We start from the raw sequence: 24,393 nt of genomic DNA, 5'->3' as shown, positions 1-24,393 counted from the left end.
TGTATGTAGATGCCAGGAGCTATTTTCTTATTTCTCTGTTTCTGCTTTATCGCTTGTTACGCTAACTTTACCCCACTTGTATTGATCTTCTGGTGTGTATTTATAATCTTTTACGCGATTATTTACACCTTTTAAGTCAAATTTATAATGAAGTGGAATTAATGGTACTTCATCGTGAACTAATTTTTGCCATTTATCGTAGACATCTTTACGGTATTTTTCATCAGCAGCTTCTGGAGAAATGCCTTGTTTTAATAATTCTGTGTTTTTGTCAGTAGCCCAACGTGGGTAATTGAATGCTGCATCTTTAGCCCAAATACCAGAAGGGTCTGGGTCAGATCCAGTTCCCCAAGCTGCCGCGAAAAGATCAACTTTTGGATCATCTTTTTTAATCATATCGTAGAATGAATTAAATTCATGTAAGCGACCATCAAGAAGCTCTACTTTTAGGCCGATGTCTTTCCAAGATTGAATAAAGAATTTTGCAAGTGGTTCACTTACATCGCTACCACTCATTGATAAGAAATTAGCTTTAAACTCTTTACCATTCGGATCTTCACGGAATCCATCTCCGTTCGTATCTTTATAGCCCGCTTCATCTAATAACTTTTTAGCTTTCTCTACATCTTTATCATAGGAACCAGCTTTATTGTTATGATATTTTGGTAGGGATGGTGGGATTGGTGAGTTAGCCGGATAACGTAGGCCGTGATATAATTTTTCACCAATTTCTTTTCGATCGATAGCATACGCCATTGCTTGACGTACACGAACATCTTTAAATTTCTCTTTATCCATTACTACTTCTTCTTTTTCTTTATCCATATGTCCTAATTTAAAACCGATATAACTATAGTATAAATCAGTTTTACCGACTAATTGCGCATTTTTTAATTTACTTACATTTGGATACTGATCTGCACTTACTTCAGCAATGTCAATATCACCATTTTTTAAGGACGCGTTAACAACGGACGGGTTAACAACTTTTAAAACCATACTTTTCAGTTTTGGTTTTCCACCATAATAATCATCAAAACGTTCAAATTCAACAGCTTCACCTGGCGTAATTTTCTTCACTTTAAAAGGTCCAAAACCAATTGGGTTTTTACGGATTTTATCAGATTCTGCTAATTTATCGATTGGTACATCTCCTAAGTATTTCTTATGAAGAGGGTATGTCCAAAGCCCAGTTTTCACTGAAGGGTTTGGTGTTTTAAACGTAATCGAAATTGTTTTTGGATCCGTTACCTTTATACCTGAAATTTTTTCGGCTTTTCCATTATGGTAATCTTCCATACCTTCAATCATTTGCATTTGAGTGTCATAGCGAGAACCGGCATATTTTTTACTACCAATCACTAGATAAGAGTATTCTAAATCCTCAGCAGTAACAGGGTTTCCATCATGCCACTTTACATTATCTTTAATTTTTAGTGTAATTGTCTTTTTATCTTTAGAAATTTCATATGTAGCAGCGCCATCATTCGTGTATTCCCAGTTTTCGTCATTTGATAATAGAGATTCATCGAAAATTGTAATGACTTGGTTATCAGGATCCCCTTCATATACAGCGAAATTTAAAAGTCCTTCAAATGGTGTGTTAGAAACAAGACCATATGTCAATGAACCATCTTTAATTTCTTTTTTATCATTTTTAACAGATGCACTAAATTTATTTGTATCTACTTTTTTTGTGCTGCTCGTTTTTTCACTACCACCACTGCCCCCACATGCTGAAAGTAGTAATGTTGAAACCGCAAGTGTACTTAATACTTTGAAAAACTTTGGCTTATTTGTCATTTCTTCCACCCCTTATCCTTTTCTTTGTCTTGCGTCGGCCGAACGACGTAGCGCTTGACCAATAAAATTTATACACAGCATCAATGTTAAAATCATGATTGATGCGGGTAACCAAATCCACCATTTCTCTTGTAATACATCTGGATTTCTAGCATAACTAACAAGTGTACCAAGGCTTGGTGTACTCTCTGGTAGACCAAAACCTAAGAAAGTTAAACCAGATTCAATACCGATGTTTCCAGCAAGATTTAATGTAACGCTAACAATGATAATTGAACTTAAGTTAGGTAGTACTTGGAAAAGAATGATTTTCCAGTTGGGTGTTCCTAAAGTTTTAGATGCAGAGACATAATCTAGTTCTTTTTCAGTTAATACTTTTGAGCGAATTAATCTGGCCTTTCCGGTCCATAAGAACACGCTCATAATTAAAATGAAAGTGAAAATATTGAATGTAGGAACAAGTGTAATAAATACAATTACAAGCATTAAAAATGGTAAAACCATAACAAAGTCGATAATGCGCATAATGATATTATCAATAGTTCCTCCAAAATATCCGGCAATTAATCCAATGGAAAGACCAATTAAACAAGAAAGGATAGTAATTGCTAATCCAATTGTAAATGAGTTACGCGTACCAATAATAAGTTGACCGAAAATATCGCGTCCTCCGTAATCTGTTCCTAACCAATGTTCAGCAGAGGGAGGAGCATAAATAGCGAATAAATCAACTCGTACAATATCTTCTTGTTTCATAATAAAAGATGTTGCGTAGACTGCTAGTAATAAGATTGCTAGGAAAACAAGTGAAAACATTGCCAATTTATCTTTACGAAGTTCTCGCCACATAATAGAGAAACCAGAAGGGCTTTTTTCGTAATGAATAACTTCAGTTTGTTTTTCAGGGTTTGCTAACATAACGTCATCTCCTTTCTTTAATCAATACGAATACGTGGATCGACGATGCTTAGAATAATATCTGAAAGGAGAGTTCCAAGTAACGTTGCAAATCCAGTAAACATAACGAGTGCAGTTATTACACTAAAATCACGTTGAGAGATAGATTGTATAAATAGTTGTCCAATTCCTGGATAGCTAAAAATACTTTCTAAAAAGATGGCACCGCCAACTAATCCCGTAATTTCATAGCCTAAGAAGGCCGCGATTGGTAAGAATGAATTTCGTAAAATATGTCTAGAATAGATTTTTGATTCTGGGACACCTTTTGCTCTTACTGTACGCACAAAATCTTTATGTTTCGTATCAATAATTTCGCTTCGTAAATATTGAACAGTACCAACTGTTGCAATTAATGCCCCGGACAAAGCTGGTAGTAGCATGTGATTCAATTTGCTTAAATAGTAAGCAAATGTACCTGTTGCAACTTGAGGATCTACGCTACCGCCGGTTGGGAATATTGCAAACTTAAATCCGAATAGGAAGAGCATAATTAATGCAAATATAAATAGTGGTGTAGCAAATCCTAGATAGTTGTAAATGGTAATGAGTCGATCAGCCCATGTATCATTCCACCGCCCACTTATAACTCCTAGTGGTATGGCAATTAGATAAGTAAGAATAAGAATGACAAGTGCTAAAGATACTGTATTTCCAAGTCGTTCTCCAATTAAATCGGTTACTTTCATTTTATGTGCATAGGAAATACCGAAGTCACCTTGCACTGCATTTTTAATCCAGCGAACATATTGTGTTGTAACTGGGTCATTTAATCCAAGCTTTTCACGTTGTTCTTCAATTACTTTTGGATCCGCTTTTGGATTTATTGCTCTGCCGGTTAAGGCATCGCCTGGCATTGCCTTAGCTAATAGAAAGACAAGTACACTTAACACGAATAATTGCGGGATCATCACTAAAAATCTCCGTAATATAAACTTCCACATGTTTTATCACTCCCTTATGGTAATGCCACCCGGTGCGTTGGCGAGATTGGTTTTAAATCATAAGCCCGACCGTTTTCATTGAAATAATTTTCGTATGATTTCTCGTATTCAGAGCTTACTTGTTGACGGAGCTTACGCTGTCTCTCTCTGTTTTCAGGACGAATATCAGGAATTGCTGATATTAGGCGCTTCGTATAAATGTGTTGTGGATTACTATAAATTTCTGCACTAGTTGCTTCTTCGACGATGCGCCCGCGGTACATAACACCGATACGGTCACACATATGACGAATTACACCTAAATCATGACTAATGAATAAGTATGTTAGTCCGAGCTCAGCTTGTAAATCTTGCAAGAAGTTTAATACTTGTGCCTGTACAGAGACGTCAAGCGCAGATACTGGTTCATCCGCAATAATAAGCTTCGGCTTTAAAGTAAGAGCGCGTGCAATACCAATCCGCTGCCTTTGACCACCGGAAAATTCATGTGGATATTTATAAATAGACTCTGGATTTAGACCAACTTTATCGAGATATTCTTGAACTGCTCTCCGTTCTTCATCAGGTGAGAGCTTTTCAAAATTTCGAAGAGGCTCCGCAATAATGTCGAGAACACGTTTCTTCGGATTTAGCGATGAATACGGATCTTGGAAAATCATTTGAATATCTTTTCGTTGTTCACGTAGCTCAGAGCGACTTAACTTTGTTAAATCTCGATTATTAAAATGAATGCTACCCTCTGTTGCTTTCGTTAAATGCATAATTGCTTTACCTGTTGTTGATTTACCACTTCCTGATTCACCAACAATCCCGTATGTTTCACCAGGCTGTAATTCAAAACTTACACCATCTACAGCACGTACATAATCTAATGTGCGCCCAAAGAACCCACCTTTAATTGGGAAATGTACTTTTAAATCTTCTACTTTAAGCAGTGCCATGAGTTACGTCATCTCCTTTCTTATCTTGGAAGTTGAAATGCTTGTAGCAAGTACAACGTACCCAATGGTCTGGTTTTACTTCATGTAAAATTGGATTTTCCTCGTGCTGATCAGGTCTAATCCATGGAATTCGAGCTTGGAAACGGCAACCTGTGCGAGGAAGTTTCGCTAACGAAGGAACCACCCCTTGAATTACATGCAATTTTTCTTTTTCAGCATACGCAGATGGAATGGAGTTTAATAGAGAACGAGTATATGGGTGAAGAGGGTTGTTAAAAATTTCTTCAACTTTTCCTGTTTCTACAACTTGTCCAGCGTACATAACGACGATACGATCGGCTGTTTCTGCGACAACACTTAAATCATGAGTAATTAAAATGATGCCCATTTTCGTTTGTTCTTGAATAGATTTTAGTAAGTCTAAAATTTGTGCTTGGATGGTTACGTCAAGAGCCGTTGTTGGCTCATCAGCAATAATGAGTGCTGGGTTACAAGCAATTGCAATTGCGATAACAATTCTTTGTCTCATTCCGCCAGATAATTCGTGTGGGTATTGTTTATATGTAAGTTCTGGTTTTGGAATACCAACTTGATGAAGTAGTTCTAAGGTGCGTTCTTTCTTTTCAACTTTTGAAAGGCTTGTGTGGTAGTCTAAGTTTTCTTCGATTTGTTTTCCAACTGTCATAAGAGGATCGAGTGCTGTAAGAGGTTCTTGGAAAATCATGCCGATGTTTGATCCGCGTACTTTATTCATTTCTGCGGTCGACATAGTTAGTAAATCCTTATCTCTATAGTAAAGTTGCCCTTGTAATTTTGTATTTGCTTCATTATGCAGTCGCATAATAGAAAGGGCAAGTGCACTTTTTCCGCAACCAGATTCACCAACTATCGCGACAATTTCATTCTCATGGACAGTTAACGAAACGTTATCAACTGCTGCATGATATTGATCTTGTATGCGAAAGGAAGTCTGTAAGTTTTCAATGCGAAGAAGTGGATTCTTCATGGCTATCCCTCCATCTTTCTGAAAAGACTAAATATTTTGTATGTTGTTGTTATTTTAATATAAATTGACAATGTTTGACAAGCATAAGTTGAAAAAATATTCAAAAATCTTTTTATACAGAGATTGAATGCTGTTATATAAAGGATTGAAGTTATTTGAAAACGCTAACATATAATGAGAGGAAGATAAATCTTTTGTAAGAAAAAAGATTTATATGTAGAAAAAAGAGAGATGTTCTCGAAAGAACAGTCTCTCTTTTTTTGATAAGAATAATATTAGTGCTTAAGCTTGCTTTTGTTTTACTGACCCTGTATTTAAAGTAAGAGCAAGGAAGAACATTGCAAGTACGCAAGATACAAGTAATAAGATGAATCCGCCATCCCATCCGAATGCATCTACGATAAAGCCCATAGCGGCACTAGCGAAAGCAGCTCCGCCTAAGTAACCAAAGAATCCAGTTAAGCCTGCTGCAGTTCCAGCAGCTTTCTTTGGTGCTAAGTCAAGAGCGTGTAGACCAATTAACATAACCGGTCCGTAAATTAAAAATCCAATCGCGACAAGTGCGATACTATCAACCATTGGATTACCAGGAGGATTTAACCAGTAAACAAGAACTGCGATAAATACACCAACCATAAATAAAATACCAGCAGGTGCGCGGCGTCCTTTAAATAGTTTATCACTCATCCATCCGCAAAGAAGTGTACCTGGAATACCAGCCCATTCATATAGAGCGTAAGCAGTACGTGAGCTACTATGAGTAAAGCTTTTTTCTTCTACTAAATAAGTAGGAGCCCAGTCTACAACACCGTAACGTACGAAATATACGAAAACGTTCGCAATAGCGATGTACCACAAAAATTTATTGTTTAGTACGTATTTAAATAAAATTTCCTTTGCCGAAAGTTCGCGTTCGCGATCTTTTATTTTCTCATCTGGTGGATATTCTCCAGTATGCTCTTCAATAGAAGGTAGTCCACAAGATTGAGGTGTATCTTTCATTGTAATTAATACATAAATACCAACTAAAATTGAAAGAATACCTGGGAAGTAAAAAATACTTTTCCAGTCATCTGCGAAGAAGTATAAGCCTAATGTTACAAGAGAAGGCATAAGCGCGCCGCCGACATTATGAGCGACGTTCCAAATAGACATTTTTGTACCACGTTCGCTAATAGAGAACCAGTGAACCATCGTACGACCACAAGGAGGCCAGCCCATACCTTGTACCCATCCATTTAAAAACTGAAGTACAAACATAAGTATAATGCTCGTTGTAATGAAAGAAAATGAGCCGAAAATAATATTAATGATACCTGATAAAAATAGCCCAGCTGCTAAAAAGTAGCGAGGATTACAACGATCGGATACGATACCCATAAGAAATTTACTTAATCCGTAAGCAATAGAAACTGCTGAAAGGATAACCCCAAGTTCCCCTTTACTAAAGCCTTGTTCGATTAAGTATGGCATTGCTAGTGAAAAGTTTTTTCGAACAAAGTAGTAGCCTGCATAACCGATGAAGATACCTAAGAATACTTGTAAACGTAATTTACGGTATTCGCTATCAACGCGATCAGCTGGTAAGCGTTCCGCGTGGGGCGCAGGTTTAAATAATTGTGTGAAAAACATAAAATGAAAATCCTCCCCTAATTAATTCGAAGCGTTTTAAGACAGAGAATATAAAAAGGCCATGAAATATAAAAAAGTTTCCTTTTTTATGATTCATAGCCGTGTACTCCGATTCTCCGTGACTGTCAATATTAACTTCGTCGAAAATTATACAACTTTGTGACAAAAATGTAAACGTTTTTATAAATAAAAACTATTGACGGATTTTGTTCGTGGGATTAATATTTAAATACGTTAAATATTTTATTGTTTAAATAAGAGGTGGATAACATGCCAAATGATATGACGCACATCGATAAAATTCAAGCTCTTGCCTTTTCGATTGGAAAGAAAATGCAGACAGAGTTATTAGAACAAATGCAAGCAACAGGACTTACACCACCGCAGTTTTATATTTTAAAGATTTTAGATCATTATGGAGCTTCAAGGGCAACAAAATTAGCAAAAAAGATGTATGTAAAGCCTAGTGCAATTACAGTGATGATTGATCGCTTAATTGACCAAGAGCTTGTAGAGCGCTATCACGACAAAGATGACCGTCGTGTTGTCGTCATTGAGTTAACAAAAAAGGGGAAAACTAGGGTAGAAGAGGCAATGACCGCTCGTAATGAGCACATTGCAAAATATTTCTCACATTTAGAATTACAAGAAAGAGAAGATTTGTTACGTCTCTTTGAGAAGTTAGAAACAATTATTTGCGGGACACAAGAGAAAAAAGAGAATAACTAAGAGGAATTGAGGAGATTACATGGAGCAACAAGAAAATATAAATAGAAAGTTGCTGTTAATCGGTTTAATAATCGCGATGCTATTTGCTGCATTAGATGGAACAATCGTTGGTACAGCAATGCCGCGTATCGTCGGTGAACTAGGCGGATTAAGCTTAATGACGTGGTTAACAACAGCTTATATGTTAACATCAACGACAGTTGTACCAATTGCAGGTAAATTAGCAGATTTACTTGGCCGTCGTAACGTATATATAACAGGACTAGTTATTTTTATGGTTGGTTCAGCGTTATGTGGTATGGCAAATGGTATGACAGAATTAATTATTTTCCGTGGTATTCAAGGTCTTGGTGGCGGTATTATGATGCCAATGGCTATGATTATTATCGGAGATATGTTCACGGGAAAAGAACGTGCGAAATGGCAAGGTATTTTTGGCGCGTTATACGGTCTTGCTTCTGTAATTGGACCACAAGTTGGTGGTTGGATTGTAGACGCAGTGAACTGGAGATGGGTATTCTACATTAACTTACCAGTTGGTATTTTAGCGACAATCTTTATTGCAATGGGATTAAAATCACATAAACAAACGGGACCAATTAAAATTGATATCGCTGGAATCTTTACGATGATTCTCGGTGTTGTAAGTTTATTACTTGCATTAACGTTTGGTGGAAAAGATTACCCATGGGATTCTTGGCAAATTATCGGGTTATTTGCATTAGCTGTAATTGGTATCGTTAGCTTTGTTATCGTTGAAACGAAAGCAGAAGAACCAATTTTACCGATGCATTTCTTTAAAAATCGCACATTTACATTACTAAATGCGATTGGATTCTTTATGAGTATCGGAATGTTCGGTGCTATTATGTTCGTACCGTTCTTCATGCAAGGAATTGTAGGAGTAAGTGCTGCTGAATCAGGTACAATTATGACGCCAATGATGATTACAATGATTGTGATGAGTATTATCGGCGGGCAACTTGTATTAAAAGTTGGTGTAAAACCACAAATTATTACAGGAATGCTTATTATGGCTGGAGGATTCTGGTTATTAACAACGATGGATATGCACACAACTAAACTAACTGCTACTTCTTATATGATGGTTATCGGTTTAGGAATGGGTCTCGTAATGCCAACATTAACATTAGCGTTACAAGAAAGCTTCCCGAAAAAAGATCTTGGTGTCGTAACATCATCAAGTCAGTTTTTCCGTCAAATCGGTGGAACATTTGGTATTACAATTCTAGGATCAATCATGAATAATACTTCAGGTACAACATTAACAAAGAATTTAGTACCTGTATTAGATACATTCCCGAAAGAAGCGGGACAAATGGTAACAAAATTTAAAGATATGATTCATACAGATCCACAAGGTTTATATTCGATGTTATTTAGTCCAGAGGCATTAAAGCAAATGCCAGAAGCATTCGCTAACAGCATTGTACCAATTTTGAAAAACTCTTTAGTAGACTCACTTCATACTGTATTCTTAACAGGATTAGTATTCATTGTAGTGGGTGCCATCTTTACGATTTTCTTACAGAAGATTAAACTATCAGATCGTAAAAAAGGCGCTGAAGAGCCTACTGTAGAAGAAAAAGAACAAACTGTATCATATTCGTAATGAAAAAGCATCGCCTTATGGCGGTGCTTTTTTTGAGTATAACCTTAAAAGCTTTTTCGTGAGAAATGATTGACGTATTTCTAGAAATAAGTTATATTATTTTCTGTAAACGGTTACATGAAATGGAGAGGGAAAAGAATGAGTACGATTAAAGACGTTGCAAAATTAGCGGGAGTATCTGTTGCGACCGTTTCCAGAGTATTAAATAAAAATGGATACGTTCATGAAGATACATTAAAAAAAGTAGAACGAGCAATTGAGATGTTAGATTATAAACCTAGTACAGTAGCACGTTCACTGTATAATAAAAAATCTCGTTTAATTGGCTTAGTTGTTCCAAATATCGTGAATCCATTCTTTCCAGAAGTTGCACGTGCCGTAGAAGATGTAGCGCATAAGCAAGGGTACACAGTTGTACTTTGTAACTCTGATGAAAGTTTAGAGAAAGAAAAGCAATATATTGATGTACTTAGGCAAAATAATGTGGATGGATTTATTGTAGCAACAAATCCACAAAATAGTGTTAATTACATGAATTTGTCAGTACCGGTCGTTGCGATTGACCGTATGTTTAATGAGCGGATACCCGCTGTGTATGCAGATAACTATGCGGGAAGTCAGGCCGCGACAAAGTTATTAATAGATAAAGGCTGTAAACATATTGCACATATCCGTGGACCGCGTGACGTAAGCACAGCGAATGAACGTTTTGAAGGCTTTGTAGACGTTATTACGCAAAATAATCTTTCTTATATGATTGCAGAGAGTACATTTGATCCAGCTAATAGTGAGCGTGTAGCGGTGGAACTATTAGAAGAATACCCACATATTGATGGAATTGTTGCTGGGAATGATTTAATTGCAATAGGTATCGTAAAGGCTGCGCTTCAAAAGGGGATTTCTATTCCGGATGATTTACAAATTATCGGATTCGATGGGATTTCTTTAACAGAGATGATGTATCCATCTATTACAACTGTTGCACAGCCAATTTATGAAATGGGGAAAATTGCAACAGAACTACTGTTAGAGCAGATGGAAGGAAACATATTAGAAGAGAAACACTATCGTTTACCGATTGAAATTATAGAACGAAATACAACGAAGTAAGGAGATGAAACAGATGCCAAATATTGCAGTAGTAGGTAGTATTTCAATGGACTTAGTGGCCGTTTCAAAAAAACGTCCGAAAGCAGGGGAAACAGTAATTGGTGAAGCATTTCATACAATTCCAGGAGGGAAAGGAGCCAACCAAGCGGTTGCTGCAGCTAGATTAGGCGCAAATGTAGCGATGGTTGGTGCGGTAGGAGACGATAATTATGGAACTGTAGTTAAGAAAAATTTAGAGAACGAACGTGTTTTTATCGACTATGTGGTACCGGTTACAGATACGGCGACAGGAATTGCTCATATCGTTTTAGCAGAAGAGGATAACAGTATTGTTGTTGTGCAAGGGGCGAATGCTCTTGTAAATGAGCCGGTTGTAGATCGTTCAAAAGATCTTCTTATAAAAGCAGATATGGTTGTTCTTCAACTAGAGATTCCACTTGAAACAGTGGAATATGTATTGGCTATTTGTGAGGAGCATAATATTCCAGTTATGTTAAATCCAGCGCCAGCACAAGTGTTATCAGAAGATATTTTAGAAAAGGCAACTTATATTACGCCAAATGAACATGAGTGCCGCATCGTATTAGATGATTTCACATCACCAATTGAAGAGTTACTGGCTAAATATCCAAACAAACTATTGATGACAGAAGGTTCTAACGGTGTTCGTTTCCATAATGGCACGGAGATTGTACATGTTCCTAGCATTGCTGTTGATGTAGTAGATACGACTGGAGCTGGTGATACATTTAATGGTGCATTAGCAGTTGCGCTTTCTGAAGGAGAAACACTTCAAAAAGCAATTCGTTTTGCAAATATTGCTGGTGGTCTTTCTGTAACGAAGCTTGGGGCGCAAGGCGGCATGCCAACGAGAGATAAAGTACGTGAAGTGCAGGTGATTGTCGGATGAAAAAGCATGGTGTATTAAACAGTGAGATTGCATCAGTCCTTGCTTCACTTGGACATACAGATACAATTGTAATCGCAGACTGCGGGTTACCGATTCCTGACGGAGTAAAACGAATTGATTTAGCTGTTGAGATTGGAAAACCTAGCTTTTTAGACGTATTGCAAGTGGTAGCTGATGATATGGCAATTGAAAAAGTAACGTTAGCAGAAGAAGTCATTAACAATAATGCAGAAGTAAATAAAGAGATTGAGCTGAAATTAATAGAGCCAGCATTTGAATATGTATCTCATGAACAATTTAAAGAGCATACAAAGAAAGCGAAGGCGATTATTCGTACAGGAGAGGCTACTCCTTATGCAAATGTAATTTTACATGCAGGCGTGATTTTTTAATAAAGGGAAGTGATGAGAATGCGTATTGAAATGAAAAATATTTCAAAGGCGTTCAATGGCAATCCTGTTTTGAAGAATGCACAATTTATGATTGAAACAGGAGAAGTCCATGCATTGATGGGGGAAAATGGAGCGGGTAAATCAACGCTCATGAAGATTTTAACAGGTGTATACAAAAAAGATGGTGGAACAATCACGATTGATGGACAAGAACGAACTTTTAAAAATGCGAAAGAAGCTGAAGAGTACGGTATTGCATTTATACATCAAGAATTGAACATATTATCGAACTTAACAGTAGCTGAAAATATGTTTCTCGGTAAAGAGTTAATGTATGGAAAGACAGGTATTTTACGTACGCGTCAAATGAACGCGATTGCGCAGCAGCAACTAGCGGAGTTAGGGTTACATGTAAAAGGCGCTATGTTGGCAGGAGAGTTATCGGTTGGACAACAGCAAATTATCGAAATTGCGAAAGCGTTAATGACAAACGCGAGCGTTATTATTATGGATGAACCAACAGCTGCATTAACAGATCGTGAAATTGAAACGTTGTTTACTGTCATTAATAAATTACGTAAAGAAGGCGTTTCGTTCGTTTATATTTCACACCGAATGGAAGAAATTTTTTCAATATGTGATGCCATTACGATTTTACGTGATGGGGAATATGTGGGAAAGAGATTAATTCCGGAAACATCGTTTGATGAAGTAGTTAGTATGATGGTGGGGCGGAGCATTGGTGAACGTTACCCAGAACGAAATAGTCAAATTGGCGATGTTATTTTTGAAATGCGTAATGGAACAAAAAAAGGGAAGTTTGAAAAGGTTTCGTTTCAAGTTAGAAAAGGTGAAATCCTTGGTGTTGCTGGTTTGATGGGAGCTGGCCGTACAGATATTATGAAAGCAATATTTGGATACGAACCTTTAGATTCTGGCCAAATTTTTATAAATGGACAAGAAGTAAAGATTGATAGTCCAATAGATGCGATTAGACAAAGAATTGCATTCATTACAGAGGATAGAAAATCTGAAGGGTTAGTATTAGATTTCTCAATTCGAGAAAATTTAGCCTTACCGAATTTAGAAAGTCTTTCAAAGGGAAGTGTCTTAAGTAATGAACTAGAACAACAGTTTACGGCAGACATGATGAAGCTACTTAATGTGAAAGCATCTAGCGGAGAGCAGGCAGTGAAATCTCTTTCTGGTGGAAATCAGCAAAAGATTGTAATCGCAAAATGGTTAGGCATTCATCCGCAATTACTCATTTTAGATGAGCCAACAAGAGGTGTTGATGTTGGAGCGAAAAAAGAAATTTACTCTATTATGAATAAGCTTACAGAGCAAGGCGATGCCGTTATTATGGTATCATCTGAGCTTCCGGAAGTTTTAGGGATGAGTGATCGAGTTCTTGTTATTCATGAAGGAAAAGTCGGCGGCATTTTAGGGAAAGATGAGGCATCACAAGAGTCTATTATGGCACTAGCTACAGGGGGAGAGTAAGGATGGCTAAGAAGGGGAATGTATTACAACAACTCGGTTCTTTAATCGGTTTAGTATTAATTATCGTCGTAATTACAGCTTTAAATCCAGCGTTTATTGAAATTCCAAATTTATTTAATATACTGCGTCAAGTATCGATTAATGCGCTTATTGCATTCGGAATGACCTTCGTAATTTTAACAGGGGGTATTGACTTATCGGTAGGTTCTATTTTAGCATTATCAAGTGCACTTGTTGCTGGAATGATGGCAAGTGGCATGGATCCGTTTCTTGCAATGGCAGTTGGATTATTAGCAGGTCTTGTAATGGGAATTGTAAACGGTATCATCATTGCGAAAGGAAAAGTAGCTCCATTTATTGCGACGTTAGCAACAATGACTATTTTTCGTGGGTTGACGCTTGTTTATATGGACGGACGTCCGATCACTGGTCTTGGTGATCATTTAATGTTCCAAATGTTTGGCCGCGGTTATTTTCTCGGTATTCCGGTACCAGCTGTTACAATGATGATCGCTTTCGCAGTACTGTACTTCATTTTGAAGAAAACGACATTTGGTCGCCGTACATTTGCAATTGGTGGAAATGAAGAAGCAGCAGCACTATCAGGTATTAATGTTACGAGAATTAAAGTAATGATTTACGGTCTTTCCGGAATTTTGGCAGCGCTTGCAGGTATTGTCTTAACATCACGACTAGATTCTGCACAGCCGACTGCAGGTACTTCTTACGAATTAGATGCAATTGCAGCAGTTGTATTAGGTGGAACAAGTCTTTCTGGGGGAAGAGGATGGATTGTTGGTACATTCATCGGTGTACTAATTATCGGTGTACTAAATAACGGTTTAAATTTATTAGGTGTATCTTCTTTCTTCCAACAAGTTGTAAAAGGACTTGTAATCTTACTAGCTGTATTAATTGATCGCCGAAAAGAAGCGTAATGGAGGGACAGTTCATGAAGAAATGGTTACTTATACTCGTTGCATGTATTATGGTCATTACTGCTGGTTGTTCAATGGAACCACCAGAATGGGCAAAGGATTCTAGCGATAAAGGTCGAAATAAAACTATTAAAGTTGGATTCTCTGTTTCAACTTTAAATAATCCCTTCTTTGTAACTTTGAAAAAGGGTGCAGAAAAGAAAGCGAAAGATAGCGGCATCGAATTGATTGCTGTTGATGCGCAAAATGATGCAGCGAAGCAAACGAACGATGTTGAAGATTTAATTCAAAAGGGTGTCGATGTAGTTGTTATTAATCCGACCGATTCAGATGCTGTTGCTTCAGCGGTAAGTGCGGCAAATGCAGCAAATGTTCCTGTTATTACAGTAGACCGCGTTGCGAATTCAGGTAAGGTTGTTTCTCACATTGCATCTAATAATATCGAAGGTGGTCAAATGGCTAGTGATTACATTCGTGAATTAGTTGGCGAAGGAGCAAACGTTGCTGAGTTAGAAGGAATCCCTGGATCGTCTGCTGCTCGTGAACGTGGGAAAGGATTCCATAACGTAGCCGATAAGTCTTTAAAAGTAGTTGCCAAACAAGCGGCTGATTTTGATAGAGCGAAAGGATTATCTGTTATGGAAAACATTTTGCAAGCAAATGGTGATATTAAAGCCGTGTTTGCGCATAACGACGAGATGGCATTAGGTGCACTTGAAGCATTGAAGTCTGCTGGAAAAACAGATGTAGTAGTTGTTGGATTTGATGCAACAGAAGATGCTGTGAAAGCGGTTAACGATGGGCGTATGGCTGCAACAGTCGCTCAAAAACCGGAATTAATCGGAGAGAAGGCGATGCAAACAGCAAAAGAGATAACACAAGGTAAAAAAGTGGACAAATCTATTCCGATTGAATTAGAGCTTATTAAGAAAAATAAATAAATATAAAATGAAAATTAGGAAGGAAGAATAACAAATGAAATTTTTTATTGATACAGCAAACATTAACGAAATTAAAGAGGCAAATGCATTAGGCGTAGTAGCTGGAGTAACGACAAACCCATCACTTGTAGCAAAAGAAGGCGTAGATTTCCATGAGCGTATTCGTGAAATTTGCAGCTTTATAGAAGGACCTGTAAGTGCAGAAGTAATTAGCTTAGAAGCTGATAAAATGATTGAAGAAGGAAAAGAATTAGCGAAGATTGCTCCAAACGTTGTTGTAAAAGTTCCAATGACAACAGAAGGTTTAAAAGCAGTAAAAGCGTTCTCTGATTTAGGAATTCGTACAAACGTTACATTAGTATTCTCAGCAGTTCAAGCATTACTTGCAGCTCGCGCTGGTGCAACATATGTTTCACCATTCTTAGGTCGTTTAGATGATATCGGTCATAACGGTATGGATTTAATTCGTCAAATCGCAGAAATCTTTGCAATTCATGGCATCGAAACAGAAATCATTGCAGCATCTGTACGTCACAGCGTTCACGTAACTGATGCAGCATTAAACGGTGCACATATTGCAACAATCCCAGCAAACGTAATTGCTTCATTAGTGAAGCACCCATTAACAGATCAAGGAATTGAGAAATTCTTAGCTGATTGGGAAAAAACACAAGAGAAATAATAGAAAATCAAGAATCCTAGTTTAATTGACTAGGATTCTTTTTTATTTAAAAGAATTTTCATGCAATTTTGCATATTGTCTTTTAAATTTGTTATATAAGATATTTAATATATATCACATAACTCTTTATTTTTCATATTTCGATATAAAGTGAAACGTTAATCAGTGGGGGCTTTGTTCATCACCACACTGATTATTAGTTGACCCAAGGGATAAACAGATAGAGGGTCTGACCAGAAAACTGGAGGGCATGATTCTATAACAGAAAGCTTAATGTTTATAGAATTATGCCTTTTTATATAGGGAGGTAGTAAACAGGGATTTCGACAAAAACGCAACTATTTATCTGAATTTTAAGTTTTATAAAGGGAGAGAAATGGAATGAGAAGAAAAGCGCCATTTAAAGTGTTATCGTCATTAGCAATTGCGGCAATTATCGGATGCACATCTGTAATGAGTGCTCCATTAGCATACGCAGAAACGCCAGCAAAAGAGAAAGACAATGTATCTACAACACCAATTGATTACAATTTAATTCAAGAAGATCGTTTAGCGGAAGCTCTGAAAGAAAGAGGAACAATTAATCCAGCATCTTCTAAAGAAGAGACAAAAAAGGCAGTAGAGAAATATATTGAAAAGAAACAAGGGGACCAGGCAAATAAAGAAATTCTTCCAGCCGATACTGCTAAAGAGGCATCTGATTTCGTGAAAAAAGTAAAAGAGAAAAAAATGGAAGAAAAGGAGAATGTAAAGAAACCTGAAAAAAATGTTAGCCCTGAGCAAAAGCCTGAACCAAATAAGAAACAATTGAATGGGCAAGTTCCAACATCTAAAGCAAAGCAAGCACCGTATAAGGGATCTGTTCGAAATGATAAAGTATTAGTATTACTCGTTGAATTTAGTGATTATAAACATAATAATATTGATCAAACGCCAGGGTATATGTATTCGAATGACTTTAGTAGAGAGCATTATCAAAAGATGTTATTTGGTAATGAACCATACACATTATTTGATGGTTCGAAAGTAAAAACATTTAAACAATATTACGAAGAGCAGTCTGGTGGTAGTTATACGACAGACGGATATGTAACGGAGTGGCTAACTGTTCCAGGAAAAGCATCTGATTATGGAGCTGATGGTAGCAGTGGTCATGATAACAAAGGTCCAAAAGGCGCACGTGATTTAGTGAAAGAAGCTTTACATGCCGCTGCTGAGAAAGGGTTAGATTTATCTCAATTTGATCAGTTTGATAGATATGATACTAATGGTGATGGGAATCCAAATGAGCCTGACGGTGTAATTGATCATTTAATGGTGATCCATGCTGGTGTGGGTCAAGAAGCTGGTGGTGGGAAATTAGGCGATGATGCAATTTGGTCACATCGTTCAAAATTAGCAATAGATCCAGTAGCGATTGAAGGGACAAAATCAAAGGTAGATTACTTTGGTGGAAAAGTAGCAGCACATGATTACACAATTGAACCAGAAGATGGAGCAGTAGGTGTATTTGCGCATGAATTTGGACATGACCTTGGCTTACCAGATGAATATGATACGAAATATACTGGAACTGGTTCACCTGTCGAAGCTTGGTCACTAATGAGTGGAGGAAGTTGGACAGGAAAAATTGCAGGAACAGAGCCAACTAGTTTCTCACCACAAAATAAAGATTTCTTACAAAAGAATATGGGTGGTAACTGGGCGAAAATTTTAGAAGTAGATTACGATAAAATTAAGCGTGGTGTAGGAGTTCCTACATATATTGATCAAAGTGTTACGAAATCAAATCGTCCAGGCGTTGTACGTGTTAACTTACCAGGTAAAAGTGTTGAAACGATTAAACCAGAGTTTGGAAAGCATGCATATTATAGTACAAGAGGCGATGATATGCATACAACATTAGAAACACCGTTCTTAGATTTAACAAAAGGAACAAATGCAAAATTCGATTATAAAGCAAATTATGAGTTAGAAGCAGAGTGCGATTTTGTTGAAGTGCATGCAGTAACAGAAGATGGAACGAAAACATTAATTGATAGACTTGGAGAAAAAGTAGTCCAAGGAGATAAAGATACAACAGATGGAAAATGGGTTGATAAATCATATGACTTAAGTCAATTTAAAGGAAAAAAAGTGAAACTGCAATTCGATTATATTACAGATCCAGCTGTAACATATAAAGGTTTCGCGATGGATAATGTAAATGTAACTGTTGATGGACAAGTAGTATTTTCTGATGATGCAGAAGGAACATCTAAAATGCAGTTAAATGGATTCGTTGTTTCTGATGGGACAGAGAAAAAAGCTCATTATTACTACTTAGAGTGGAGAAACTATGCGGGATCAGATAATGGATTAAAAGCAGGAAAAGGTCCAGTGTATAATACAGGTCTTGTCGTTTGGTATGCAGATGATAGCTTTAAAGATAACTGGGTTGGGGTGCATCCAGGTGAAGGCTTCCTTGGGGTTGTAGACTCTCATCCAGAAGCGTTTGTTGGTAATTTAAATGGGAAGCCAGCGTACGGTAATACAGGTATGCAAATTGCGGACGCTGCATTTTCGTTTGATCAAACACCAGCATGGAGTGTAAATTCATTAACACGTGGACAGTTTAACTATTCTGGATTACAAGGTGTTACAACTTTTGATGATTCAAAAGTATATAGTAACAAACAAATTGCAGACGCAGGAAGAAAAGTTCCAAACCTCGGACTTAAATTCCAAGTTGTTGGACAAGCAGAGGATAAATCAGCAGGCGCTGTTTGGATTAAACGTTAATAACAGAAAAGCACATTCTTCATATGAAGAATGTGCTTTTGAATTTGTACAGTAAGTTATTATTTTAGTTTATGTAATACAAGTGTCTGTTTACATGTAGTGTATCAAATTATGTAGGGAAAGGAAATATTTCCGAGGAAATTGTCGAAGTACTGTTGGTATTTATTCAGTTTCTTTTTTAAAGGAAGAAGGTAGTATTGATTTTATACATAAGGTTATTTACAGTATTACTTGGTTATACACAAAAGTAATATATTAGGCGAAAAAAAGACAATGATGGAATTAGCTTATCATTGTCTTTTTTACTTTACTTTTGTCTTTTACTTTGCTTCGGACATAAATCATTCCAGCAAATGTTACTAAGAATGCACTTCCGATAACGAAGCTGACGCTAGGTGATGCCCCGATTGCTCCAACTGTAAAGGATCCAGCAACAACACCTAATGAGAAGAAAGCATAAAACAATCCGAATGCTTTTCCGCGCTTATCATCTGTCGTATTTTCAACAAGTAATGCATTTATTGATGGGAAAAGGATAGCGAATCCAATGCCATAAACCATCATAACGATAAAGAGCATACCTTTTGTTGCGAATAATCCAAGTAAAGATAATGCTAATGCCATTACTGCAATACCAATTAGCATTAGTTTTGAACGATTAAACCGATCGTAAATACGATTTGTTGGCAGTAAGAAGAAGAGGATAGCGGTAATGCCGAATACACTTAACATCATGCCTGTTGTAGATGCTTTAAGTGCTAATGCCTCAACTTTCACTGGTAACATATAAGTGACAATTCCTTGTGAAAACATTAGTGTGAAAGCACCAATATATGCCTGTAATAACGGTTCTGATTTCAATAGTTCAAACATATCTTCTTTGTTCATCATTTGTGTTCTTGAAGTATCTTTTCTTGATACGTTATTTGGTAAGAAGAAGAGAGATACGATTGTACCAAGAACCATTAAAATAGAAATGGTAATGAACACCCACTCTATACCAGCAGTTGCTTTCATAATCCCGCTGAAAGCAGGTCCTACAATTGCCGCTGTTCCAACAGCAGCACCAGATAGAGCCATTGCCTTACCTTGTCTTGCTGCATTTGTTTGTTTTGATAAAAATGTAAAGGCAGCAGGAATTAAAAATCCGTCACTAAAGCCGTGCATAAAGCGCACAACTAATAGTTGTTCACCACTTTGAACAACGGTGTATAACAAGACTATGAAACTCGTAAGCCCCATGCTTATATAAAGTATTTTTTTTGCACCAAATTTATCGACAGCAGCGCCAGCAATAATATTACCGATCATATTAGCAAATGAGTACATGCCGACAACTAGCCCAATAATAAGAGGGGATCCTCCAAGACTTTGAGCGAACGTACTCATAATAGGTAATTGTGAAAATGTATCTAGAAACGCTACGATAACAATAAAGTAAATAAAATATTTCAAGCGATATTCACCTCTCCTATGCTATTATGGCATAATGCTAATTTCAACCGCAATGAAATTGAATTAACAGATGTGGAAAAAAGTACAAAGTGACAAAATATTGAACATTATTTGTTAAAATTTAGTGGAAATAAGATTGTTTTTTTGAAATATATGGATAGAAGTATTATAATAGATTTGTAAACTTCACCAGGTTAAGTATATACATAGAGAGGGATGTATAAAATGAAAGCATTACTTTGGCATAATCAACGTGATGTAAGAGTAGAAGAAGTACCAGAACCAACTGTAAAACCAGGAGCAGTTAAGATTAAAGTTAAATGGTGTGGTATCTGTGGGACAGACCTGCATGAATATTTAGCAGGACCTATTTTTATTCCAACAGAAGAGCATCCATTAACACATGTAAAAGCACCGGTTATTTTAGGTCATGAGTTTAGCGGTGAGGTAGTTGAAATCGGTGAAGGCGTTACATCTCATAAAGTGGGAGACCGCGTCGTTGTAGAACCAATTTATTCTTGTGGTAAATGTGAAGCTTGTAAACATGGACATTACAATGTTTGTGAACAACTTGTTTTCCACGGTCTTGGCGGAGAAGGCGGCGGTTTCTCTGAATATACAGTAGTACCAGAAGATATGGTTCACCATATTCCAGATGAAATGACGTATGAACAAGGTGCACTTGTAGAACCAGCAGCTGTAGCAGTTCATGCAGTACGTCAAAGTAAATTAAAAGAAGGGGAAGCTGTAGCAGTATTTGGGTGTGGTCCAATTGGACTTCTTGTTATCCAGGCAGCAAAAGCAGCAGGAGCAACTCCTGTTATTGCAGTTGAACTTTCTAAAGAGCGTCAAGAATTAGCGAAATTAGCAGGTGCGGATTACGTATTAAATCCAGCGACTCAAGATGTATTAGCTGAAATTCGCAACTTAACTAATGGTTTAGGTGTAAATGTGAGCTTTGAAGTAACAGGTGTTGAAGTTGTACTTCGCCAAGCAATCGAAAGCACAAGTTTCGAAGGTCAAACTGTAATTGTTAGTGTGTGGGAAAAAGATGCGACAATTACTCCAAACAACCTTGTATTAAAAGAAAAAGAAGTTATAGGTATTCTTGGATACCGTCATATTTTCCCAGCTGTTATTAAATTAATTAGCTCTGGCCAAATTCAAGCTGAGAAATTAATTACGAAAAAAATCACAGTGGATCAAGTTGTTGAAGAAGGATTTGAAGCACTTGTAAAAGATAAAACACAAGTGAAAATTCTTGTTTCACCTAAATAATATAGAATAGTAAAAAGTAGCTCTTTTCTAGAAATAGAAGAGGGCTACTTTTTTTCTATACAGAAAGGTGATAGACTTTCCTGTAACTAAAGGTATTTTGTTTGGAAGGGGAAGTCTAATGCTTTCATTTATGTTGACATTGAAACGGATGCTAAAAGCTTGTTTACGGGCGTGGAAAGATAAAGAATTTCAAGTATTATTCGTATTAACAATTTTGACATTAATATCTGGTACAATCTTTTATAGTACAGTGGAGGGGTTACGTCCTCTTGATGCTTTATATTTTAGCGTTGTAACGCTGACTACTGTCGGTGATGGGCAATTTAGTCCTCAAACTGGCTTCGGAAAGATATTTACGATATTATACATATTTATAGGGATCGGATTAGTGTTTGGATTTATACATAAGTTGGCAGTGAACGTACAGCTGCCAAGTATACTATCGAAGAGAAAAAAAGAGTAAAGCATGTGGATGCTTTACTCTTTTTTACATTAGTTTAGACAAGTATTTGCAGAAGCTTAACAATACTATATTACAATATAAGTGCATTCATTCATTATATTCACTATGTATAAAGTTATAATGATATGAAAATCTGCATATTTTAATTTATTAATAGATATTTCGTGAAAGGTGGGATATTCTAGTCATAGGTTAACCGGACGACATCATAGGATCCTAACAAAAAGTTTACAATAATTCAATTATAAAATGGAGGATTTCAGATGAAAAAGAAAGTACTTGCTTTAGCAGCAGCTATTACATTAGTAGCTCCGTTACAAAGTGTTGCATTTGCTCATGAAAATGATGGGGGAAGTAAAATAAAAATAGTTCATCGCTGGTCTGCTGAAGATAAGCATAAAGAAGGCGTAAACTCTCATTTATGGATTGTAAACCGTGCCATTGATATTATGTCTCGCAATACAACATTTGTAAAACAAGATCGAGTTGCACAATTAAATGAATGGCGTACAGAGTTAGAGAACGGTATTTATGCTGCTGACTATGAAAATCCTTATTATGATAATAGCACATTTGCTTCACATTTCTATGATCCAGACAATGGAAAAACATATATTCCATTTGCAAAGCAGGCAAAAGAAACTGGGGCTAAATATTTTAAATTAGCTGGTGAGTCATACAAAAATAAAGATATGAAACAAGCATTCTTCTATTTAGGATTATCTCTTCATTATTTAGGAGATGTAAACCAACCGATGCATGCAGCAAACTTTACAAATCTTTCGTACCCACAAGGATTCCATTCTAAATATGAAAACTTTGTAGATACGATAAAAGATAATTATAAAGTAACGGATGGAAATGGATATTGGAACTGGAAGGGTACAAATCCAGAAGATTGGATTCATGGAGCGGCAGTAGCAGCGAAACAAGATTACGCTGGAATTGTAAATGATAATACGAAAGATTGGTTCGTAAAAGCAGCTGTATCACAAGAATATGCAGATAAATGGCGCGCTGAAGTTACACCAATGACAGGTAAGCGATTAATGGATGCACAACGTGTTACTGCTGGATACATTCAGCTTTGGTTTGATACGTACGGAGCTCGTTAAGTATTTAAAAAAGGTCAAATCTCATAATAGAGTATTTGGCCTTTTTATCACTATACACATGGAGGTATGGAACGTGAAAGGTAAATTGCTAAAAGGTGTACTTAGCTTTGGGATTGGTTTAGGAGTTTTATACGGAGGACCTTCAGCTCAAGCAGACACGACTACAAATCAAAATAGTACTTTAAAAGTGATGACACATAATGTATACATGCTATCAACTAACTTATATCCGAACTGGGGGCAAAGCCAGCGTGCTGATTTAATCGGGGCAGCGGATTATATTAAAAATCAGGATGTTGTTATATTAAATGAAGTGTTTGATAATAGCGCTTCAGATCGTCTTTTAGGAAATTTGAAGAAAGAATATCCAAATCAAACAGCTGTATTAGGTCGTAGTAACGGAAACGAATGGGATAAAACGTTAGGTAGCTATTCATCTTCAACTCCTGAAGACGGGGGCGTTGCAATCGTGAGCAAATGGCCAATCATTGAAAAGGTTCAATATGTATTTGCAAACGGATGCGGACCAGATAATTTATCAAATAAAGGATTTGTATACACAAAAATTAAGAAAAATGATCGTTTCGTTCATGTGATTGGGACGCATTTGCAGGCTGAGGATAGTATGTGCGGAAAAACTTCACCTGCATCTGTACGTACAAACCAGTTAAAAGAAATTCAAGATTTTATTGAAAATAAGAATATACCAAATGACGAGTATGTCCTATTTGGTGGTGATATGAACGTGAATAAAGTAAATGCTGAGAACAATAGTGACTCAGAGTACGCATCAATGTTTAAAACATTACATGCTTCAATTCCATCTTATACGGGACATGCAGCAACTTGGGATGCGACGACAAACAGTATTGCGAAATACAATTTCCCTGATAGCCCTGCTGAGTATTTAGATTATATTATTGCAAGTAAAGATCATGCGAATCCATCATTTATAGAGAATAAAGTATTACAACCGAAATCTTCACAGTGGACTGTTACATCATGGCTCAAAAATTATACATATAATGATTACTCTGATCATTATCCAGTAGAGGCGACTATTTCTATGAAGTAGTCCTAAAAAGTTTCTTCTTAATAGGAAGAAACTTTTTTATTTTGAAAGAGGAAATTTAAACTTTCTTTCCAATATGTATAAGACATATAGAGAAGAGGAGAGAAA

At 36.7% G+C, this 24,393-nt stretch carries 21 protein-coding genes; 14 read left to right on the top strand and 7 right to left on the bottom strand.

Annotated elements, in window-relative coordinates; genetic code table 11:
- Nucleotides 1-27 precede the first annotated feature (27 nt).
- The 6 genes from opp4A to glpT form a co-directional block, all read right to left on the bottom strand.
- The gene (opp4A, locus tag DN390_RS21080; RefSeq protein WP_000182626.1) at nucleotides 28-1,803 is read right to left on the bottom strand and encodes an oligopeptide ABC transporter substrate-binding protein; all 1,776 of its coding nucleotides are present in this window, start codon (nucleotides 1,801-1,803) and stop codon (nucleotides 28-30) included.
- Nucleotides 1,804-1,815: 12 nt separating this feature from the next.
- Nucleotides 1,816-2,721 carry an ABC transporter permease gene (locus DN390_RS21075; protein ID WP_000880736.1) on the bottom strand — a complete coding sequence of 302 codons (906 nt, stop codon included), beginning with the start codon at nucleotides 2,719-2,721 and terminating at the stop codon, nucleotides 1,816-1,818.
- A 17-nt stretch (nucleotides 2,722-2,738) separates the two neighbouring features.
- Nucleotides 2,739-3,704, bottom strand: coding sequence for an oligopeptide ABC transporter permease (opp4B, locus tag DN390_RS21070; protein WP_097950476.1), 966 nt, complete (start codon nucleotides 3,702-3,704; stop codon nucleotides 2,739-2,741).
- Between the two features lie 14 nt (nucleotides 3,705-3,718).
- Nucleotides 3,719-4,645, bottom strand: a complete 927-nt coding sequence (locus DN390_RS21065; RefSeq protein WP_001196373.1) for an ABC transporter ATP-binding protein — start codon at nucleotides 4,643-4,645, stop codon at nucleotides 3,719-3,721.
- Nucleotides 4,632-5,651: an ABC transporter ATP-binding protein gene (locus tag DN390_RS21060; RefSeq protein ID WP_060629547.1), complete on the bottom strand. Its 1,020-nt coding sequence runs from the start codon at nucleotides 5,649-5,651 to the stop codon at nucleotides 4,632-4,634. The genes DN390_RS21065 and DN390_RS21060 overlap by 14 nt, the downstream gene beginning before the upstream one ends.
- Before the next feature lie 282 nt (nucleotides 5,652-5,933).
- Nucleotides 5,934-7,283, bottom strand: a complete 1,350-nt coding sequence (gene glpT, locus DN390_RS21055) for a glycerol-3-phosphate transporter (protein WP_147808334.1) — start codon at nucleotides 7,281-7,283, stop codon at nucleotides 5,934-5,936.
- Nucleotides 7,284-7,553: 270 nt separating this feature from the next.
- On the opposite strand from glpT, the gene DN390_RS21050 reads away from it, so the two are divergent.
- The 10 genes from DN390_RS21050 (at nucleotide 7,554) to inhA2 (ending at nucleotide 18,902) form a co-directional block, all read left to right on the top strand.
- A complete protein-coding gene (locus tag DN390_RS21050) occupies nucleotides 7,554-8,012 on the top strand; it encodes a MarR family winged helix-turn-helix transcriptional regulator (RefSeq protein ID WP_060629549.1) in 459 nt (152 codons plus the stop codon).
- A gap of 19 nt (nucleotides 8,013-8,031) precedes the next feature.
- Entirely contained in the window at nucleotides 8,032-9,645 is a 1,614-nt protein-coding gene (locus tag DN390_RS21045) for an MDR family MFS transporter (protein WP_097950474.1), read from the top strand.
- A 138-nt stretch (nucleotides 9,646-9,783) separates the two neighbouring features.
- Nucleotides 9,784-10,755, top strand: a complete 972-nt coding sequence (rbsR, locus tag DN390_RS21040) for a ribose operon transcriptional repressor RbsR (RefSeq protein WP_097950473.1) — start codon at nucleotides 9,784-9,786, stop codon at nucleotides 10,753-10,755.
- Between the two features lie 13 nt (nucleotides 10,756-10,768).
- Entirely contained in the window at nucleotides 10,769-11,665 is an 897-nt protein-coding gene (gene rbsK / locus DN390_RS21035; RefSeq protein WP_097950472.1) for a ribokinase, read from the top strand.
- Entirely contained in the window at nucleotides 11,662-12,057 is a 396-nt protein-coding gene (gene rbsD / locus DN390_RS21030; RefSeq protein ID WP_000716160.1) for a D-ribose pyranase, read from the top strand. The genes rbsK and rbsD overlap by 4 nt, the downstream gene beginning before the upstream one ends.
- 18 nt (nucleotides 12,058-12,075) lie before the next feature.
- A complete protein-coding gene (rbsA, locus tag DN390_RS21025) occupies nucleotides 12,076-13,560 on the top strand; it encodes a ribose ABC transporter ATP-binding protein RbsA (protein ID WP_147808333.1) in 1,485 nt (494 codons plus the stop codon).
- A gap of 2 nt (nucleotides 13,561-13,562) precedes the next feature.
- Nucleotides 13,563-14,498, top strand: a complete 936-nt coding sequence (locus DN390_RS21020; protein ID WP_001074641.1) for an ABC transporter permease subunit — start codon at nucleotides 13,563-13,565, stop codon at nucleotides 14,496-14,498.
- Between the two features lie 14 nt (nucleotides 14,499-14,512).
- Nucleotides 14,513-15,439, top strand: a complete 927-nt coding sequence (gene rbsB / locus DN390_RS21015; RefSeq protein ID WP_000758975.1) for a ribose ABC transporter substrate-binding protein RbsB — start codon at nucleotides 14,513-14,515, stop codon at nucleotides 15,437-15,439.
- A 34-nt stretch (nucleotides 15,440-15,473) separates the two neighbouring features.
- Nucleotides 15,474-16,121, top strand: a complete 648-nt coding sequence (fsa, locus tag DN390_RS21010) for a fructose-6-phosphate aldolase (RefSeq protein WP_000667666.1) — start codon at nucleotides 15,474-15,476, stop codon at nucleotides 16,119-16,121.
- 381 nt (nucleotides 16,122-16,502) lie between these two features.
- Nucleotides 16,503-18,902 (top strand): M6 family metalloprotease immune inhibitor InhA2, encoded by a 2,400-nt coding sequence (inhA2, locus tag DN390_RS21005; RefSeq protein WP_147808332.1) that lies wholly within the window; start codon nucleotides 16,503-16,505, stop codon nucleotides 18,900-18,902.
- Nucleotides 18,903-19,184: 282 nt separating this feature from the next.
- On the opposite strand, the gene DN390_RS21000 is transcribed toward inhA2, so the two are convergent.
- Nucleotides 19,185-20,357: an MFS transporter gene (locus DN390_RS21000; RefSeq protein ID WP_147808331.1), complete on the bottom strand. Its 1,173-nt coding sequence runs from the start codon at nucleotides 20,355-20,357 to the stop codon at nucleotides 19,185-19,187.
- Nucleotides 20,358-20,582: 225 nt separating this feature from the next.
- Here DN390_RS21000 and bdhA point away from each other — a divergent pair, with 225 nt between their 5' ends.
- From bdhA to sph, 4 genes are all read left to right on the top strand, one after another.
- The gene (gene bdhA / locus DN390_RS20995) at nucleotides 20,583-21,635 is read left to right on the top strand and encodes a (R,R)-butanediol dehydrogenase (RefSeq protein ID WP_033691573.1); all 1,053 of its coding nucleotides are present in this window, start codon (nucleotides 20,583-20,585) and stop codon (nucleotides 21,633-21,635) included.
- 118 nt (nucleotides 21,636-21,753) lie between these two features.
- Nucleotides 21,754-22,098 carry a potassium channel family protein gene (locus DN390_RS20990; RefSeq protein WP_147808330.1) on the top strand — a complete coding sequence of 115 codons (345 nt, stop codon included), beginning with the start codon at nucleotides 21,754-21,756 and terminating at the stop codon, nucleotides 22,096-22,098.
- A 263-nt stretch (nucleotides 22,099-22,361) separates the two neighbouring features.
- Nucleotides 22,362-23,213, top strand: a complete 852-nt coding sequence (gene cerA / locus DN390_RS20985) for a phospholipase CerA (RefSeq protein WP_147808329.1) — start codon at nucleotides 22,362-22,364, stop codon at nucleotides 23,211-23,213.
- A 58-nt stretch (nucleotides 23,214-23,271) separates the two neighbouring features.
- Entirely contained in the window at nucleotides 23,272-24,288 is a 1,017-nt protein-coding gene (sph, locus tag DN390_RS20980) for a sphingomyelinase C (RefSeq protein ID WP_255444105.1), read from the top strand.
- Nucleotides 24,289-24,393: the final 105 nt, after the last annotated feature.

Source organism: Bacillus sp. SH7-1 (genome assembly GCF_008042405.1).
GTDB lineage: Bacteria > Bacillota > Bacilli > Bacillales > Bacillaceae_G > Bacillus_A > Bacillus_A thuringiensis_N.
The sequence above is the reverse complement of the archived record's forward strand: the minus strand, read 5'-3'. Positions and strand labels throughout refer to the sequence as shown.